The 16,655-nt window shown below is 63.0% G+C and carries 16 protein-coding genes; 10 read left to right on the forward strand and 6 right to left on the reverse strand.

Annotation, left to right across the window (positions count from 1 at the left end; translation table 11 throughout):
* Positions 1-6 precede the first annotated feature (6 nt).
* Genes GGD57_RS18935 through GGD57_RS18955 form a run of 5 tightly spaced genes read left to right on the forward strand, consistent with a single transcriptional unit; the run spans position 7 to position 6,244 of the window.
* Entirely contained in the window at positions 7-1,419 is a 1,413-nt protein-coding gene (locus GGD57_RS18935; RefSeq protein ID WP_184471836.1) for an amidase, read from the forward strand.
* Positions 1,416-2,948, forward strand: a complete 1,533-nt coding sequence (locus GGD57_RS18940; RefSeq protein ID WP_184471941.1) for an ABC transporter ATP-binding protein — start codon at positions 1,416-1,418, stop codon at positions 2,946-2,948. The genes GGD57_RS18935 and GGD57_RS18940 overlap by 4 nt, the downstream gene beginning before the upstream one ends.
* Complete coding sequence (locus tag GGD57_RS18945) at positions 2,938-3,987, forward strand: ABC transporter permease (protein ID WP_184471837.1); 1,050 nt, start codon at positions 2,938-2,940, stop codon at positions 3,985-3,987. Before GGD57_RS18940 ends, GGD57_RS18945 begins: the two co-directional genes overlap by 11 nt.
* Positions 3,984-4,928 (forward strand): ABC transporter permease, encoded by a 945-nt coding sequence (locus GGD57_RS18950; protein ID WP_184471838.1) that lies wholly within the window; start codon positions 3,984-3,986, stop codon positions 4,926-4,928. The genes GGD57_RS18945 and GGD57_RS18950 overlap by 4 nt, the downstream gene beginning before the upstream one ends.
* A gap of 26 nt (positions 4,929-4,954) precedes the next feature.
* The gene (locus GGD57_RS18955; RefSeq protein WP_184471839.1) at positions 4,955-6,244 is read left to right on the forward strand and encodes an amidohydrolase family protein; all 1,290 of its coding nucleotides are present in this window, start codon (positions 4,955-4,957) and stop codon (positions 6,242-6,244) included.
* Here GGD57_RS18955 and GGD57_RS18960 read toward each other — a convergent pair.
* The gene (locus tag GGD57_RS18960; protein ID WP_184471942.1) at positions 6,238-7,029 is read right to left on the reverse strand and encodes a class I SAM-dependent methyltransferase; all 792 of its coding nucleotides are present in this window, start codon (positions 7,027-7,029) and stop codon (positions 6,238-6,240) included. The two genes, GGD57_RS18955 and GGD57_RS18960, sit on opposite strands and share 7 nt — an antisense overlap.
* Positions 7,030-7,167: 138 nt before the next feature.
* On the opposite strand from GGD57_RS18960, the gene GGD57_RS18965 reads away from it, so the two are divergent.
* Positions 7,168-8,034, forward strand: a complete 867-nt coding sequence (locus tag GGD57_RS18965) for an alpha/beta fold hydrolase (protein ID WP_184471840.1) — start codon at positions 7,168-7,170, stop codon at positions 8,032-8,034.
* Between the two features lie 69 nt (positions 8,035-8,103).
* On the opposite strand, the gene msrA is transcribed toward GGD57_RS18965, so the two are convergent.
* A complete protein-coding gene (gene msrA / locus GGD57_RS18970; RefSeq protein ID WP_184471841.1) occupies positions 8,104-8,613 on the reverse strand; it encodes a peptide-methionine (S)-S-oxide reductase MsrA in 510 nt (169 codons plus the stop codon).
* A 186-nt stretch (positions 8,614-8,799) separates the two neighbouring features.
* Between msrA and GGD57_RS18975 the strand changes: the two genes are divergently transcribed.
* Genes GGD57_RS18975 through GGD57_RS18990 form a run of 4 tightly spaced genes read left to right on the forward strand, consistent with a single transcriptional unit; the run spans position 8,800 to position 12,770 of the window.
* Positions 8,800-9,945 (forward strand): extracellular solute-binding protein, encoded by a 1,146-nt coding sequence (locus tag GGD57_RS18975; protein WP_184471842.1) that lies wholly within the window; start codon positions 8,800-8,802, stop codon positions 9,943-9,945.
* Positions 9,945-10,835, forward strand: a complete 891-nt coding sequence (locus GGD57_RS18980) for an ABC transporter permease (protein WP_184471843.1) — start codon at positions 9,945-9,947, stop codon at positions 10,833-10,835. Before GGD57_RS18975 ends, GGD57_RS18980 begins: the two co-directional genes overlap by 1 nt.
* Positions 10,832-11,659 (forward strand): ABC transporter permease, encoded by an 828-nt coding sequence (locus tag GGD57_RS18985; protein ID WP_184471844.1) that lies wholly within the window; start codon positions 10,832-10,834, stop codon positions 11,657-11,659. The genes GGD57_RS18980 and GGD57_RS18985 overlap by 4 nt, the downstream gene beginning before the upstream one ends.
* Positions 11,660-11,693: 34 nt before the next feature.
* Positions 11,694-12,770 (forward strand): ABC transporter ATP-binding protein, encoded by a 1,077-nt coding sequence (locus tag GGD57_RS18990; protein ID WP_184471845.1) that lies wholly within the window; start codon positions 11,694-11,696, stop codon positions 12,768-12,770.
* Positions 12,771-12,775: 5 nt separating this feature from the next.
* Here GGD57_RS18990 and GGD57_RS18995 read toward each other — a convergent pair whose 3' ends face one another.
* From GGD57_RS18995 to GGD57_RS19010, 4 genes are all read right to left on the reverse strand, one after another.
* Positions 12,776-13,609 (reverse strand): inositol monophosphatase family protein, encoded by an 834-nt coding sequence (locus tag GGD57_RS18995; RefSeq protein WP_184471846.1) that lies wholly within the window; start codon positions 13,607-13,609, stop codon positions 12,776-12,778.
* A gap of 105 nt (positions 13,610-13,714) precedes the next feature.
* Positions 13,715-14,791: an ABC transporter ATP-binding protein gene (locus tag GGD57_RS19000; RefSeq protein ID WP_184471847.1), complete on the reverse strand. Its 1,077-nt coding sequence runs from the start codon at positions 14,789-14,791 to the stop codon at positions 13,715-13,717.
* A 61-nt stretch (positions 14,792-14,852) separates the two neighbouring features.
* A complete protein-coding gene (locus tag GGD57_RS19005; RefSeq protein ID WP_184471848.1) occupies positions 14,853-15,740 on the reverse strand; it encodes a carbohydrate ABC transporter permease in 888 nt (295 codons plus the stop codon).
* A 3-nt stretch (positions 15,741-15,743) separates the two neighbouring features.
* The gene (locus tag GGD57_RS19010) at positions 15,744-16,652 is read right to left on the reverse strand and encodes a carbohydrate ABC transporter permease (RefSeq protein ID WP_184471849.1); all 909 of its coding nucleotides are present in this window, start codon (positions 16,650-16,652) and stop codon (positions 15,744-15,746) included.
* Between the last annotated feature and the right edge of the window lie 3 nt (positions 16,653-16,655).

Consider the following 16,655-nt stretch of genomic DNA (forward strand, 5'->3'; position numbering starts at 1 on the left):
CGGCTCATGCAGGGCGACGCGACGGAACTGGCGGCAGCGATAAGGCATGGCAGCCTGAGCGCTGCGGAAGCGATGCAGACCTCTCTCAAGAGAGCTGCACGGCATGAGTCGCTTGGAGCGATCGCCTATCTCGATGCCGCCATGGGTCGCGCCGCTGCACACGCCAGCGAGCGCGAGCGGCAGAGCGCGCCCGGCGACTTTGCCGCCCGACCCTTTGCTGGCGTGCCGACCTTGGCGAAAGATCTTGGCGGTCCCTTTGCCGGGCTGCCGGTGACGGCTGGTTCCCGCCTCTTCGAACGAAAGGGCGGCCAAGCTGATTCCGATCTCGCTTCCCGGTTCCGCGATGCCGGCTTCTGCCTGTTCGGTCTGACGACGAGCCCGGAATTCGGCCTTTCGCTCGCCAGCGAACCGGCGACCGGCCTCATCTGCCGCAATCCGCTCGATCCGGCCCGCACCGCCGGCGGTTCCTCCGGCGGTGCGGCCGCAGCGGTCGCGGCCGGGATCGTCGCGATTGCCCATGCCACCGACGCCGGCGGCTCGATCCGTGTGCCGGCCGCCTGTTGTGGCCTTGTCGGACTGAAGCCGACGCGCGGCGCCATGCCAGGCGGGCCATCCTTCGGCAACCACCTCGCCGGCATCGCGAGCGAATTGGCGGTCTGCCGTTCGGTGCGCGATACGGCGCTGATCTTCAACAGGCTGAGCGGTCATGCGCGCGGACCTGTTGCGGATCCCTCCCCTGCCGATATCGACAACGGCCGTCTGCGCATCGGCCTGCTAACCGATACCGGGCCGGCCTATCCGACCGAGAGCGATCGGCTCGCCGCCGTCGAGGACGCGGCGCGTGCGCTCGAGAGCGACGGACACGAGGTCGTTCCACTGGCCCGGGCCGAGTTCGAGTGGAGCGTCGCCGCCAGCGGCCGCGCCTTTGCCGATATCGTTTCCGTCAACCTCGCCGCGCTCATCGAGATGGCGGCTCTTGAGGAAAGCAGGGCCGAGTCTCTCACGCAGGCTTTCGCGGCGCGAGGACGGGCGCTTTCGGCCGCCAAGCTCTGGAACACGCTGAACGATGCCGTTCTGGTGAGCCATCGTCTCTGGGCGCTGTTCGACAGGGTCGATTGCATCGTGATGCCGATGCTTGCTTCCGCGCCGCTTGCGATCGGCTCCTTTCCATCCGATCATGCCGACACGGATCTGCATCTCGAACGCATGGCGGCATTCGCGCCGCTTGCCTGCCTCGCCAATATTTCGGGTTTTCCTGCTTTGACGCTCCCTTTCGGACAGGATCAACAGGCCATGCCGCTGCCGGTGCAGCTTATGGCGCCGATGAGCCACGAGCCACGCCTGCTGTCGCTCGCCGCACGCCTGGAGGCCGAGGGGCGATGGCAGCACCGGTTTCCGGTGGCGGGATTGCCGTCATGACCGGGCCCGTTCTGGAAATTATCGGTGTCAGCAAACGCTTTGGCGACAATCTCGCTAATGACGATATTTCCATGGCGCTCGCGAAGGGCGAGATCGTGGCCCTGCTCGGCGAAAATGGTGCGGGCAAGACCACGCTGATGAGCATTCTTTTCGGCCACTACATGCCGGATGCCGGCCGAATTCTGATCGAGGGCGCGGAGGTGCCGCCGGGAAAACCACGCGCAGCGATCCGCGCCGGGGTCGGCATGGTGCACCAGCATTTCTCGCTGGCGCCCAATCTGACGGTGCTTGAAAATGTCATGACCGGCACGGAGGGACTGTGGTCCTGGCGTTCGGCAACATCGGCGGCGCGCAAGAAGCTCCTGGCGATTTCCGAGCGCTTCGGCCTCACGGTCGATCCGGATGCCCGTCTTGGCGACTTGTCGGTCGGCGAGCAGCAGCGGGTGGAAATCCTCAAGGCGCTTTATAACGATGCCCGCATCCTGATCCTCGACGAGCCGACGGCGGTGCTGACCAATATCGAGGCCGAGCGGCTGTTCACGACACTGAAGGAAATGGCCCGCCAGGGCCTGTCGCTGATCTTCATCTCGCACAAGCTCGACGAGGTGATGGCTGCGGCCGACCGCATCGTGGTCCTGCGTGGTGGCAAGATGGTCGCCGAACGCAGGGCATCGGACACCAGCAAGGCGGAACTCGCCGAACTGATGGTCGGGCGCCGCGTGACGCGGCCTGTGCGCGAGCCATCGACACCCGGGGCCGTTGCCCTCGAAGCGGACGGCGTGACGGCGCGCACCGGCGGCGTCGATCGGCTGAAATCGATCAGCTTCCGGCTGCACCAGGGCGAGATCCTCGGCATCATCGGCGTTTCGGGCAATGGCCAGGCGGCGTTGGCGCATCTTCTGTCCGGCACGCTGGCGCGCAGCGGCGGCGACCTCAAGCTGTTCGGGGAAACAGTCGGTCATCTCGGTGTCGCCGATGTCGTCGAAGCCGGCATCGGCCGTATTCCGGAAGATCGCAACCATGAAGGCGTGATCGTAGAAATGGCGATCTGGGAAAACGCCGTGCTGGAGCGTATCGCCTCGCCGGCTTTCTCGCGCCGTGGTTTCGTCGACCGCAAGGCCGGCATGGCCTTCGCAAGGGAAATCATCGACGGGTTCGACGTTCGCGGCGGCGACCCGGCCATCCGCACCCGGCTGCTTTCCGGCGGCAATATGCAGAAGCTGATCCTCGGGCGCAGCCTCTATCGGCGGCCGCGCATTCTGATTGCCGCACAGCCCGCCCGCGGTCTCGACGAAGGTGCCGTCGCCGCCGTGCACGCGCGCCTGCTCGACGCCCGCCGACAGGGGACCGCCGTGCTGCTGATCTCGGAGGATCTCGACGAAGTGATCGCGCTTGCCGACCGTATCCAGGCGATCGTCGGCGGTCGCCTGTCGCCGCCGGTCGACGCCGACGGCGCCGACGCCCGCAGGCTGGGGCTGATGATGGCCGGCGAATGGCAGGAAACCCCAGAGGCCGATCATGCGATTTGAGCGCCGCGAGCACCGCCCGCTTTCCCTGCTGATATTCACGCCTGTCGTCGCCGTCATTGCAGCACTGGCGCTGGCGGGCATCCTGATCTCGATCGCCGGTGCGCCTGTCCTCGATGCCTATTGGCGCATCCTGACCGGCGCCTTCGGCTCGCGGCTGTCGGCGACCGAAACGCTGACGCGGGCGACGCCGCTGATGCTGACCGGGCTTGCCGCCGCCGTCGCCTTCCGGGCGCGGCTCTGGAATATCGGCGCCGAGGGTCAGTTCTATCTCGGCGCCATCGCCGTTGCGGCGGCAAGTTCGAAACTGCTGGGCAATCTTCCCGCGCCCATCCTCATCCCGCTCCTGCTGCTGATCGGCGCCATCGCCGGCATGGTGCTGATCCTGGTTCCGCTGTGGCTCAGGCTGCGCTTTTCCGTCGACGAGGTCGTCACCAGCCTGCTCCTGAACTTCATCGCCGTGCTTTTCGTGTCGATGCTGATCGACGGGGTTCTCAAGGATCCGCTTGCCTTCGGCTGGCCGCAGTCCCAATCCGTCAGCGATCACGCCATGTTGCCGAAGCTGATCGCCCGCTCGCGCCTGCATATCGGCTTTGCGATCGCGATCGCTCTTGCCGTCGTCGTCCATTTCGTCCAGTCCCGCACCGTCTTCGGCATGCAGTCCCGCGCCGCGGGCCTCAATCCTGCCGGCGCTGTTTTCGCAGGCGTGCCGCTCGGCAGAACGCTGGTGAAGGTCGCCTGCCTCTCGGGCGGGCTCGCGGGGCTCGCAGGCGCGATCGAGGTGATGGGTGTCAAGGGTTACGTGACGACCGATCTGTCGCCCGGTTTCGGCTATGCCGGCATCGTCGTCGCCATGCTCGCCAACCTCAATCCGCTGGGCGTCGTCTTCGCCGCTATTTTCACCGCCACCATGTTCGTGGGCGCGGACGGCATGAGCCGGGGCCTCGGCATCCCGACCTATATCGCCGACGTCACGGTGGCGCTGTCGCTGCTGACGATGCTGATCGCGTTGTTCTTCACTCAGTACAGGATTCGGCGATGATGCAGCTGTTCGATATCATCGCCTCCGCCGGGCTCTGGGCGGCAATCCTGCGGATCGCCACGCCGCTGATTTTCGGCACGCTCGGCGCTCTTCTGTGCGAACGGGCGGGTGTGCTCAATCTCGGCATCGAAGGCATCATGACCTTTGGGGCGATGATCGGCTGGCTATCCGTCTATCACGGCGCCGATCTCTGGACCGGCCTGCTGATTGCCGCGGTCGCGGGCGGCGTCTTCGGCCTGCTGCATGCGGGGCTGACGGCGACGCTCGGCCTCTCGCAGCATGTCGCCGGTCTCGGCGTCACGCTCTTTGCGTCGAGTTTCAGCTACTATGTGTTCCGGCTGATCGTGCCGCTTGCCAATACGCCGCCCACCATCGTGCCGTTCCAGTCGATCGCCATTCCCGGCCTCTCGACGCTGCCTTTCATCGGCCCGGCCTTCTTCACGCAGACGGCGCCGACCTACATTGCGATCCTGATCGCCCTGTTGATGGCCTATATCATCTTCCGCACGCCCGTGGGGCTTGCGATCCGCATGACCGGAGAGAACCCGCATGCGGCGGAAGCCCAGGGCGTCAATCCGATGAAGGTGCGTTACGGCGCGGTCATCGCCGGCAGCGCGCTGATGGGAATGGGCGGCGCTTTCCTGACCTTGTCGGCATTCAACAGCTTCTTCCCGACCATGGTGCAGGGGCGCGGCTGGATCTGCATTGCGCTCGTCGTCTTCGCCTCCTGGCGGCCGGGCCGCGCGCTTTTCGGCGCCCTGCTCTTCGCCTTCTTCGATGCCTTTCAGCTTCGGCTGCAAACCGTGCTGAGCGGGCTTGTGCCCTATCAGCTCTTCCTGATGACGCCCTATATTCTCTCCATTGCCGCGCTTGCCGTCATGGCCCGCCGCGCCCGCGTTCCGCAGGCGTTGATGCAGCCCTACCGCCGCGGCGAGCGCTGAGACCATCCACATCCAACGAGGCTCCGATGTTCGATCTGATCGTCAGAAACGCAAATCTTCCCGATGGCCGCACCGGCATCGATATCGGCATCGAGGGCGACAGGATCATCGCCGTCGAACCCAATCTCCAGGCGCAGGCTGGCGAAGAAATCGACGCGACCGGCAGGCTGGTCAGCCCGCCGTTCGTCGATCCGCATTTTCACATGGACGCCACCCTGTCGCTCGGACTGCCGCGCATGAACGTCTCCGGCACGCTGCTCGAAGGCATCGCGCTCTGGGGGGAGCTGCGCCCCATCGTGACGAAGGAAGAGCTGGTCGACCGTGCGCTGCGCTATTGCGATCTGGCGGTGACGCAAGGCCTGCTCTTCATCCGCAGCCATGTCGATACCAGCGATCCCAGGCTGGTGACGGTCGAAGCGATGATCGAGGTCCGCGAAAAGGTGGCGCCCTATATCGACCTGCAACTGGTCGCCTTCCCCCAGGACGGCTATTATCGCTCGCCGGGCGCGATCGATGCGCTTAACCGGGCGCTCGACATGGGCGTCGATATCGTCGGCGGCATTCCGCACTTCGAACGGACGATGGGCGAAGGGACGGCCTCGGTCGAGGCGCTCTGCCGCATCGCCGCCGATCGCGGCCTGCCGGTCGACATGCATTGCGACGAAACCGACGATCCGCTCTCGCGCCATATCGAGACGCTGGCGGCTGAGACCATTCGCTTCGGCCTGCAGGGACGTGTCGCCGGCTCGCATCTGACCTCGATGCACTCGATGGACAATTACTATGTCTCCAAGCTCATTCCGCTGATGGCGGAGGCCGAGATCAACGTCATCCCCAATCCGCTGATCAACATCATGCTGCAGGGCCGGCACGATACCTATCCGAAACGCCGCGGCATGACCCGCGTGAGGGAATTGATGGATGCCGGGCTCAACGTCTCCTTCGGGCACGATTGCGTCATGGACCCGTGGTATTCGATGGGATCGGGCGACATGCTGGAGGTCGGCCATATGGCGATCCATGTCGCGCAGATGGCAGGCATCGAGGACAAGAAGAAGATCTTCGACGCCCTGACCGTCAATTCGGCGAAGACGATGGGACTGACGGGTTACGGCCTGGCGAAGGGATGCAACGCCGACCTGGTCATCCTCCAGGCGCGAGACACGTTGGAAGCGCTGCGGCTGAAGCCGAACCGGCTGGCGGTGATCCGCCGCGGCAAGGTCGTCGCCCGCTCGACGCCGCGCATCGGCGAGCTTTTCCTGGATGGGCGTCCGGCTCGGATCGACGGCGGCCTGGACTACGCACCGCGCTATTGAGACGCGACGATGCCTGCTCGGCGAGCCGTGATGATCCAGGCACGGGAGTCGAAAAACACACCCTCCGGCGTCATATGCGCCTCCAGCAAATCGCGTAGACGCTGCAGCGGTTTGCCGGGCGGCTCATCGGTGCGCGCGAGCGCGTCCTTCACAAGATAAAGGCCGGCGAGCGCATCGGAAGCCGCATCGACGTCCGGTCCATAGAAGACCGGCTCTCGCACGTCGGCAAAGTCGATCGATGTAAAACCCGCGGTGCTCAAAAGGCCCTTCGCAATGGGCGGATCGCCAAGCGAAAACGGATTGGGACCATCTGCCGAAACCGCGGTTCCGGGCGCCAGCGCTTGCCGTATGGCGCCGGACCACTCGTTATGCTCCCGGCTTTGCCATACCATCCACACAAGGCGCGCACTCGGACGCATCGCCCTGCCGATATTGGCAAAGGCAGCTGCCGGATCGGCAAAAAACATCACGCCGAACCGGCTGATGCAGAGGTCGACGCCGGCAGCGGGAAAGGCATGGAATTGCGCGTCTGCCTGCTCGAACACCACATTTCGCAAACCTTCCGCAGCACTCCGTCGCCTTGCGACTTCGAGCATCTCGGCTGAAGTATCCACTCCGACCGCTTCTCCTTGCGGCGCGGCGCGGGCGGCCTCGCGCGTCGTCTGGCCCGCGCCGCAGCCGATATCGAGCACCCGGTCACCGGGGGCAACGCCGGCAGCAATATACAGGTGTCGATTGTGTCTCGCCAATTCCGCGTCGTAAAAGTCGGCACGATCCAACGCCATACACTCACTCTGCTTGGTTCGAGGATCAATCTTCAGTCTGATGCGTGGAGGGGTTTCGCGTGCCAAAACAGATTGCATATTAGGATCAGTTATGCAAGATGGAGACTGATTGCGAATTGCAATCGGAAAGGGTGGGGTATGGAAATGACCGGATCAACTCTCGTCGCCGAAAAGATCGTCGCATTCCAAGATGTGCAACTGCACACCCAGGCCTTCGGCGATCCGGCCCACCCGCCCGTGTTGTTGATCATGGGGGTGATGTCTTCGATGCTCTGGTGGCCGGAAAGGTTCTGTGAGGAACTCGCCGCCCAAGGACGCTACGTTATCCGCTACGACCAGCGCGACACCGGCCTTTCCACGTGTTACCCGCCGGGCGAGCCGGGCTATTCGTTTAGCGATCTCGCCGACGATGCCATTGCCGTTCTCGACGGTTATGGAATTGAAGCCGCGCATCTGATGGGCATGTCGATGGGCGGTTTCCTAGCGCAAGAGGCCGCTTTGCGCCATCCCCGGCGCGTGCGGACACTCACCGTGATCAGCTCGTCGCCGCTCGGAGTCGACGGCCTGCCTTCTTCGACCAAAGCTTACAAGGAACATTCCGCCGCTGCCGAAAGTCTCGACTGGTCGGATCTTGGGGCCATCGCCGATTTCCTGCGTGGCGATTCAGCCATGCTGGCCGGCACCAGGCATCCGCACGATGCCGAGGCGGCAAGTGCCCTCATCGCACGCGACATGGGCCGGGCCGCGTCCTTTGTCAGTGCGACCAACCATTTCATGCTGTTGAGCGAGGATAGCGCCGCCACGCTGCATGCGTCGCGCATCGACGTGCCGGTTCTCGTAATCCACGGCACATCGGACCCGCTCTTCCCGATCGAGCATGGAGAAGCCTTCACCCGTGTCACGCCGACCGCCCAACTGCACCGGATTGTTGGCGGCGGGCACGAAATTCACGATCGGGACATCGACGAAATGGTGCGTGTCATCGCCGATCGCACCGGGTTCTGACCCGCCTGCCGAGCAGCTATACGCGCCATGCATGCCGGCATTGTTTCCGGCATGCATGCGCGAATTGCGTCAGGCGATCTTCTGGCGGGCCGGCAGTTTCCAGCCGGGCCGGACGAAGTGACAGGTATAGCCGTTCGGAATACGCTCCAGATAATCCTGGTGCTCGGGCTCGGCCTCCCAGAAATCGCTGACCGGCACGACTTCGGTCACGACCTTGCCGGGCCACAGGCCTGAAGCATCGACATCGGCGATCGTATCGCGGGCGACGCGCTCCTGCTCCGGGCCGGTGTAGAAAATCGCCGAGCGATAGCTCGTGCCGACGTCGTTGCCCTGGCGGTTGCGCGTGCTCGGGTCATGGATCTGGAAGAAGAATTCGAGGATTTCGCGGTAGCTGATCCTTGCGGGATCGAAGAGGATCTCGATCGCCTCGGCATGGGTTCCGTGGTTGCGGTAGGTCGCATTCGGCACGTCGCCGCCGGTATAACCGACGCGGGTGGAAATCACGCCATTGTACCGGCGGATGAGGTCCTGCATGCCCCAGAAGCAGCCGCCGGCGAGCACTGCACGTTCTTCGGTCATTTGATATCTCCTTGTTTGCCAAGAGATAGTGTCTGGCGTCGCAGATTTCCATAAGGCGGAAACAAGCACAGCTGTGCAATTTCCCTTCGAACAGCCCCTGTCCTGTCATGTCGATGTTACGCGCCGGCGCTAGCAAGTCTTCGACAATCCGCGGAGGCAGAGCCTCGACACCTGATGGAGACGGTTATGAATAGGCGTGAATTTCTGATCACCTCGTCGGCTGCGGCCGGTCTTCTGGCTCTTCCGCGCTTCGCATCGGCCGCGGCCGGCACCATCGACCTCTATAGCGGTTCGGATGCCAACATCATCGATCTCTGGAACAACATCATCCGCCCGGCCTTCGAAAAAGCGCATCCTGACGTCGCCCTGAAGGTCACCGATGCCGGCGACAATAGCGGCTTGCGTGCGATCGCCGACCGTGCGCTTGCGGCGCTGAAGACGAAGACCGATCCCCAGGCCGACCTCTTCGAGGTATTCGATCCGCGTCTGCCTTCCGGCGGTATCGATGCCGGCCTCTGGGTCAAATTCTCTGCCGAAAACATCGAAGGCTACGACCGCATCAACCCGCTCGCCTTCGACACCCCCTACTCACTTCCCTATCGCGGTTCGCAGGTCCTGCTCGCCTACGACACGACCAAGCTTGACCCGAAAAACGCGCCGAAGAGCTGGGAGCAGCTCACCACCTGGATCAAGGCCAATCCGGGTCAGTTCATTTACAACCGTCCGGACAAGGGCGGTTCGGGCGGCAACTTCGTCCGCCGCGCCATCCATGAGGTCAACGGCCGCGATCCGAAGAAGTTCAAGATCGACAATTTCACCGCCGACTTCGCCTCCCAGGCGCTGCCGCCGGCCTGGAAGATCCTCAACGATCTCGCCCCCTCGCTCTACGACAAGGGCGCCTATACATCAGGCAACACCCAGTCGATTCAGCTGCTCGCCCAGGGCGTCGTCACCATGGTGCCGGTCTGGTCGGATCAGGTGCTGCAGGCGATCGCCCAGGGTGTGCTGCCTGAGACAACCGGCCTCGTGCAGCTCGGCGATCTCGCCCTTTGCGGCGGCTTCTCCGCCATGACGGTGTTTTCGAACGGCGCCAACAAGGATGCGGCGCTGAAACTCGCCGCTTTCATGCTGACCACGGAAATGCAGGAAGCGATCATCACCCAGATCGGCGGTTTCCCGGCCGTCTCCTGGGATCATATCTCCGATGATCTCCGCAAAAAATATGCCGACGTCATTCCGTCGACCATCCCGACCTTCCCCGCCGGCGATTGGGAAACGACGATCAACGACGGCTGGTATCGCAACGTCGCTCCCAACATCAGCCGCACCTGATGTCCGCCAACACCGCGCCGGCGGCTCTGCCCCGTCACCGGTCCATCAACAGGGGGAGCGCGATCGGGCTCCTCCTCGTTGCCCTGCCGGTGTTCCTGCTGGCCTGGCTGATCATCTTTCCGATTTTCTCGGCGGTCGTCGGCACGATCTTCGTTCGCAGCCCTGACGGCGCGAGGGAATTTTCGCTCGCCTCCTATCGCTTCTTCTTCACCGACGGCTACAGCCTCGCCAATCTCTGGGTAACGCTCTGGACCACAGCCGTCTGCGGCGTCCTGCTTGTGGCGATCGGCCTTCCGATTGCGCTCTATCTTCGCTTCTCGCAGGGGCGCCTTGCAGCCTATGTGCAGGGCCTGGCGATCTTCCCGATGTTCGTGCCGTCGATCATCCTCGCCTATGCGCTAATCCGGACGATCGGGCCGAACGGCACCGTCGACCTGCTGCTGAACGCGGTCGGTCTGCCGAAGCTGCGTACGCCTTACCTGACGCCGTGGGGACCGGTGATCGGTCTCGTCTGGGACAATCTTCCCCTCACGGTGCTGATGCTGACGGCGGGGCTCTCCTCCGTATCGAACAGCGCCATCGAGGCCGCCCGCGATGTCGGCGCAAGGCCGCTGCGGGTCTTCGTCTCGATCATCCTGCCGCGCATGGGTAATTCGCTACTGGTGACCGCTTCCTTTGCGGTGCTCGGCATCTTCTCCGCCTTCACCCTTCCCTATGTGCTCGGCCCCGCATCGCCCGAAATGATGGGGCCGTTCATGCAGCGCACCTTCGCCGATATGAACGATCCGCTCAACGCCATGACCCAGGCCGTCATCACTTTCTGTTTTTGCCTCGTCTTCGGCATCTTCTATATCAGATCGATCGCCCGCAACCGCGAGGCCCGGCCATGAGTGGCGGCAGACCGGGCACCGCCCTTCGCTTCGACTGGATCGGCATGGCCTTCGCATGCCTGCTGACGCTGTTCATCGCGCTGCCGCTGATCGTGGTCGGAACCTGGGCCTTCAGCGAAGTCTGGCGCTACCCCTCGGTGATCCCACAGCAATTCGGCCTGCGCTTCTGGGGCCAGACGCTGGCGCGATCCGATGTCTGGGAAGCCCTCCTCCTCAGTCTGCGATTGACGGCGACAGTCACCGTTCTGTCCGCCGTCATCTGTCTTCCCGCGGCCTATGCTTTTGCGCGCCTGCGCTTCCCCGGCAGGAACATCCTCTTCCTATCGTTCTTGGCGTCACATGCCTTTCCGAAATTCGGCCTGCTCGTTGCCATTGCCGGCATCTTCCTGCAGCTCGGTCTGATCAGCACCTTCTGGGGCGTCGTGCTGATCCAGCTCGTCGGCACGCTGATGCTGATGATCTGGATTCCGGTCGCAGCCTTCCAGAATGTCGACCGGCGCATGGAAGAGGCGGCGCGCGACGCGGGTGCTGCGCCGCTGCGCGTCTTCTGGTCGATCACGCTGCCGCAGGCCGCGCCGACCATATCCGCCGCGCTGCTTTTGACCTTCGTCGGCACCTTTTACGAAACCGAAGGCGCCTGGCTGATCGGTGCGCCGGAGATCCGCACCATGCCGGTGCTGATGATCAGCTTCATCAACAATCAGATCGTCGTGCAATACGGCGCCGTACTCTCCGTCATGCTGTGGGTGCCGTCCTTCATCGCGCTGATGTTTGCGCGCCGCATCGTCGGCACCGGCGCCTTTGCGAGAGGTTTTGGCGCGTAAAGCGTCAAACAGCAATTCAGGGAAAGGTTTGAGAATGGCACATCTGGCGATCGAGGGCGTTTCGAAGCTGTTCGGAACCACCTTTGCCGTTCGCGATTTTTCACTCGAAGTGGGCGACGGTGAGCTCGTCTGCCTGCTCGGCCCGTCCGGCTCCGGCAAGTCGACCTTGTTGCGGATGATCGGCGGCTTCGAGCGGCCGAGCGGCGGAACGATCCGCATCGATGCCAAGGACGTGACGAACCTGCCGCCCGAGCGGCGCCCGACCGGGATGGTGTTCCAGAGCCATGCGCTCTGGACGCATATGGACGTCTTCAACAACATCGCCTTCGGCCTGAAGCTGCGCCGGCTGCCGAAAGCCGAGATCCGCGAGCGCGTCGAAAATGCGCTCGCTCTGGTCGGCCTTGTTGACTACGGACGCCGGATAACGACGCAATTGTCGGGCGGGCAGCAGCAGCGTGTTGCACTTGCCCGCTCGCTGGTGCTCGAGCCAAAAATCCTGCTCGACGAACCCTTCGCCAGCCTCGACCAGCACCTGCGCGAAAGATTGCGGGAGGAAGTGCGCGACATCCAACAGCGCTTGGGCATTACCACGCTCTTCGTCACCCACGGCCAGGACGAGGCCCTGGCGCTTGCCGACCGCATTGTCGTCATGCGTGACGGCGGCACCGAGCAGATCGCGCCGCCGAGCATCATCTACCGGCGGCCGCAGACGGCCTTCGTCGCCGGTTTCATCGGCTCGATGAATTTCGTCCAGAGCCACATCAGAAACGGTGTCTGCGAGCATCCTCTTTTCCCGCTCGCCGTTCCTGTCGACGACGGGCCGGTGACGCTTGCCAGCCGCCCTGAAGCACTGGCGATCCATCCCTCTGAGCGGGCGAATGCGGCGACTGTCCACCGCACCGTCGATTTCGGTACGCACAAGATCGTCGATGTCGATCTTGCCGATGGCACCCGCCTGAAGGCGATGGTGGCGCCGGATGAGAGGTTCCAGGCTGGAATGAAGGTCGAGCCGAGCTTCGCGAGCTTTTTTGCCTTCCGCGACAACGCCCTCGTGCATCAGTCGATGCCGTCAAAGAGCGATGCCGAGGCGGTTCGACTGCTGCCGGTCTAACGCGGTTAAGCCTTGGTCGAGAAACCGTCCTTGAGCCAGGGATGCAGCGCCTTGCTGGCGGCAAGGATATCGCCTTTTCCGTCGACGGCCGCGCCGGAAAACCGGGTGACGATGCCGCCTGCCTCTTCGACCATCAGCGCCGAGGCGCCGAAATCATGGATCGACAGCCCGTCCTCGAAGAAGCCGTCCAGCCGGCCGCAGGCGACATAGGCGATCGACAGAGCCGCCGAGCCCAGGCGGCGCACGCCCGCCGTGTTGGCCATCAAGCGTTTGACGGCGTCAAAATAGGTCTCCTCCGCAACCGCCTTGACCTGGCCGGGGATCGGCAGACCGGCGCCGATCAGCACGTTTTCGATGTCGGCGACATCGGCGCAGCCGATGCGCTCGCCATTGAGATAAGCGCCGCCGCCGAGTTCGGCGCTGAACAGCTCATCCAGCATGGCGTCATAGACGACGCCGGCAACCAGCCTGCCGCCTTCGGCAATCGAGATCGTCATGCCGAAATGCGGGAGGCCCCAGGCGTAATTGGTGGTGCCGTCGATCGGGTCGATATAGATTATCGGCGTTTCCGGCCCGGCCGTGCGGTTGCCGACGGCTTCCTCGCCCTGGATGGCATAATCCGGAAAGGCCTTGATCATCTCATCGACGATAATCCGCTCGACGGCGACATCGATCTCGGTCTGGTAATCGCGCGGCGCCTTGGCAAGCATTTCCCCGGATGTCCGCCGCCGCAACGAGCGACGGGCGGTCTCGCCCGCCTTCAGCACCGTTTCGGCAAGCACGATGAGGCGGGATGACGCGTTCGGGGAAAGGCGCGCTGATATCGGGGAGGATGTCATGTGGAAAATCCGGATGCTGCAGATATGACGACGTGAATCGTGCGGAGCCACTCCCTTCGCAGAGACCGATGATGGTTTTATGAAGCCGCCCGCGCCTGACGGGTCTTATATCAGGCGCTCGGTCGATGCGTCAAAGAGATGGACCTGGGCCGGGTCGACCGAAAGCCCGATCATCTCCCCTGGCCTGACCTTGTCACGCCGGGTCTCGACGATGGTCAGTTCCGGCTGCGTCGCCGCGACGATGAAGGTCGAGGAGCCCGTCGATTCGACGAAGGCGATCGGCACATCGAAGCTGCCCTGCCCGGGTGCAAGCACCTCGATGTGCTCCGGGCGAATGCCGACGATGAGTTGGCGCCCCGGTTCGACGGTGCGTGCGATCGCAAGCCGCGGCTTCACCGCGCCAAAATCCAGAATCAGGTTCTTACCGTCTTCGGCGGCGATCGCCGGAATGAAATTCATCGCCGGCGATCCGATGAAACCGGCGACGAAGCGGTTGGCCGGCCGGTCGTAAAGGTCCAGCGGCGCACCCTGCTGTTCGATGATGCCGTCGCGCATGACAACCACGTGATCAGCCATCGTCATCGCCTCGACCTGGTCGTGCGTGACGTAGACGAAAGTGGCGCCCAGCCGGTCGTGCAGGGCGCGGATTTCCTTGCGCATCGACACACGCAGCGCGGCATCAAGGTTGGAAAGCGGCTCGTCGAACAGGAAGGCCTGGGGGTTGCGGATAATGGCGCGGCCCATGGCGACGCGCTGCCGTTGGCCCCCGGAAAGCTGGCGGGGATAACGGTCGAGCAAGCGGGAAAGACCGGTGATGACAGCGACTTCCTCGGCTTTCTGCTTTGCCTCAGCTTCAGGGACGCCGTGCATTTTCAGCGAATAGGTCAGGTTCTGTTCCACCGTCATATGTGGATAGAGGGCGTAACTCTGAAAAACCATGGCGATATCGCGTGCCCGCGGCGGCACGTCGTTCATCACCTCGCCGGCAATTTTCAGCGTGCCGCCGGTAATTTTTTCCAGCCCGGCAAGCGAACGGAGCAACGTGGACTTGCCGCATCCGGATGGACCGACCAGCGCCACGAACGTGCCCTTGGGAATTGAAAGGTTGACGTTCTTAAGCGCGTGAAAGGCGCCATAGTGCTTCTCGACGCCCAAGAGTTCGATTTGGATGTCCTGGCTCATGCTGAAAACCTTGCTGGTCCCCAACCGGGACCGATGGGATGGTCAAGGGTGAAAGACGTCATCATTTGACTGCTCCAGCGGCGATGCCGCGCGTTAGCGTGCGCTGGAAGATCAGGAAGAAGATCACGGTCGGTATGATGCCCAGGAAAGCCGCCGAGGCCTGCAGCACCGGGTCCGACATGTTCTGACCGCGGGTGAGGCCCATGGCGACCGAGACCGTCTGGTTGTTGTTGGACACCAGCATGACGAGCGGGATCAGGAATTCGTTCCAAGTCCAGATGAAAAAGAAGGTTCCCAGGACCATCAGCGTCGGCCTCAGCATCGGGACGACGACGAACCACAACGTTTTCCAGTGGGTCGAGCCGTCCATCTCCGCCGCTTCGAGGATTTCCTTGGGAAAGGTACTCAGCACGGTCGAGAGCAGGTAAGTCCCGAAAGCGCTTTGCAGGACCGCGAAAATGATGATCACGGAAAGCTGCGTATCGTAGAGGCCGCTCGCTTTCGCCATGTAGTAAAGCGGGTAAATGATCGACTCCTGCGGCACCATGATGCCGAGAAGAAAGACCACCAGGATCACGCGCGAACCCGGCACTTTGCCGACCCCAATCGCATAGGCGTTGAATAGGCTTATGAGTACCCCCAACACCGACACAGCGAGACTGATCACCACGCTGTTGAGCAGCTTGCGGCCGAAATCAGACACCGTCCAGAATTTCTCGATCGCCGTGAGATCGATCGACCGAGGAATCGAAAGCGGTCCACCGGCTGCGTATTCGGCGCTCGCCTTGACGGCGTTGAGCAGAGCAAGGAAAAAGGGAAAGAGCGTAAAGGCGAGGAGTAGAATAAGGATGGCCAGCACCACCCACCGCATGGGATCGCGCCGCGCGCGATCTGCTGGCGCCGTCGCTTTTGCCTTGGTCGTACCGTCGCTGAGAACTGAGTAAGCCATGATCTACTCCTTCGCCTCCTGCTGGCTCTGGAAGCGTAGGAAAATCACGGCCAAAGCGATCGTCAGAGTCGTTTGCACGACCGCGATGGCCGCGGCGTAGCCGACGCGCTGTGTTGTGAAGAAGTGGTAGTAAGTCAGATAGGATGGCACGAGGGTGGAATTGTCGGGGCCGCCGGCAGTGATGACAAAGATTGGCGCAAAGACTTTAAGCGCTGCGATCAGCGTGGTCAGCACAACGACGAAAATCTCCGGCGCCAGAAGCGGAATGGTGATCGTCACCAGCCGGCTCCACCAGTTTGCCCCATCGAGCTCGGCAGCCTCGTAGAGAGAAGGGTCGATGCGCGAAAGACCGGCCATGAAAACCACCAAGCAATAGCCGACCTGTATCCAGACAATGACGAGCGAAACGGCAGCAAGCGCGTATGTCGCATCGCCGATCCAGTTCTGGGCGAGATTATCGAGGCCGACGGCCTTTAGCGTGATGTTGATGACGCCGACGGGATTGAGAATCCAGCCCCAGAGCACGCCCGCGACCGTTACGGGCAGAATCTGCGGCAAGTAAAAGCCGGCCCTGAAGAAGCTTGAGACCCATTCCCCGAATTGATCCCTGACATAGTCGAACAGCAAAGCGGCCAGCACCAGGCCGATGCACACCGGTATCACGGTCATCGAGACGATGAACAGCAGCGTGTGATACATCGATCCCCAGAATTGATCGTCCGTAAGCAGGCGATGATAGTTCTGCAGGCCGACCGGTCGCGGCGTGCCAACGCCTTTCCATGCCGTGAAGCTCAGCCCGAGATTAGCAAGCTGCGGTATGAGTACGATCAGGATGAAGCCGATCGCCCCTGGGATGAGGTAGAGGCTATAGCTTCGTGAAGCGTCGCTCGATCGCTGGCTGGATATGGCCATATC

Origin of the sequence: Rhizobium esperanzae (genome assembly GCF_014197615.1) — a bacterium.
Lineage (GTDB): Bacteria > Pseudomonadota > Alphaproteobacteria > Rhizobiales > Rhizobiaceae > Rhizobium > Rhizobium esperanzae_A.

What these genes read in the sequence shown, in the direction of transcription:
- GGD57_RS19000 (WP_184471847.1), bottom strand. Translation starts at nt 14,791, where the DNA reads ATGAGCCAGGACATCCAAATCGAACTCTTGGGCGTCGAGAAGCACTAT.
- GGD57_RS19010 (WP_184471849.1), bottom strand. Translation starts at nt 16,652, where the DNA reads ATGGCCATATCCAGCCAGCGATCGAGCGACGCTTCACGAAGCTATAGC.
- GGD57_RS18985 (WP_184471844.1), top strand. Translation starts at nt 10,832, where the DNA reads ATGAGTGGCGGCAGACCGGGCACCGCCCTTCGCTTCGACTGGATCGGC.
- GGD57_RS18960 (WP_184471942.1), bottom strand. Translation starts at nt 7,029, where the DNA reads ATGGCGTTGGATCGTGCCGACTTTTACGACGCGGAATTGGCGAGACAC.
- GGD57_RS18940 (WP_184471941.1), top strand. Translation starts at nt 1,416, where the DNA reads ATGACCGGGCCCGTTCTGGAAATTATCGGTGTCAGCAAACGCTTTGGC.
- GGD57_RS18975 (WP_184471842.1), top strand. Translation starts at nt 8,800, where the DNA reads ATGAATAGGCGTGAATTTCTGATCACCTCGTCGGCTGCGGCCGGTCTT.
- GGD57_RS18955 (WP_184471839.1), top strand. Translation starts at nt 4,955, where the DNA reads ATGTTCGATCTGATCGTCAGAAACGCAAATCTTCCCGATGGCCGCACC.
- GGD57_RS19005 (WP_184471848.1), bottom strand. Translation starts at nt 15,740, where the DNA reads ATGGCTTACTCAGTTCTCAGCGACGGTACGACCAAGGCAAAAGCGACG.
- GGD57_RS18935 (WP_184471836.1), top strand. Translation starts at nt 7, where the DNA reads ATGCAGGGCGACGCGACGGAACTGGCGGCAGCGATAAGGCATGGCAGC.
- GGD57_RS18965 (WP_184471840.1), top strand. Translation starts at nt 7,168, where the DNA reads ATGGAAATGACCGGATCAACTCTCGTCGCCGAAAAGATCGTCGCATTC.
- msrA (WP_184471841.1), bottom strand. Translation starts at nt 8,613, where the DNA reads ATGACCGAAGAACGTGCAGTGCTCGCCGGCGGCTGCTTCTGGGGCATG.
- GGD57_RS18950 (WP_184471838.1), top strand. Translation starts at nt 3,984, where the DNA reads ATGATGCAGCTGTTCGATATCATCGCCTCCGCCGGGCTCTGGGCGGCA.
- GGD57_RS18980 (WP_184471843.1), top strand. Translation starts at nt 9,945, where the DNA reads ATGTCCGCCAACACCGCGCCGGCGGCTCTGCCCCGTCACCGGTCCATC.
- GGD57_RS18990 (WP_184471845.1), top strand. Translation starts at nt 11,694, where the DNA reads ATGGCACATCTGGCGATCGAGGGCGTTTCGAAGCTGTTCGGAACCACC.
- GGD57_RS18945 (WP_184471837.1), top strand. Translation starts at nt 2,938, where the DNA reads ATGCGATTTGAGCGCCGCGAGCACCGCCCGCTTTCCCTGCTGATATTC.
- GGD57_RS18995 (WP_184471846.1), bottom strand. Translation starts at nt 13,609, where the DNA reads ATGACATCCTCCCCGATATCAGCGCGCCTTTCCCCGAACGCGTCATCC.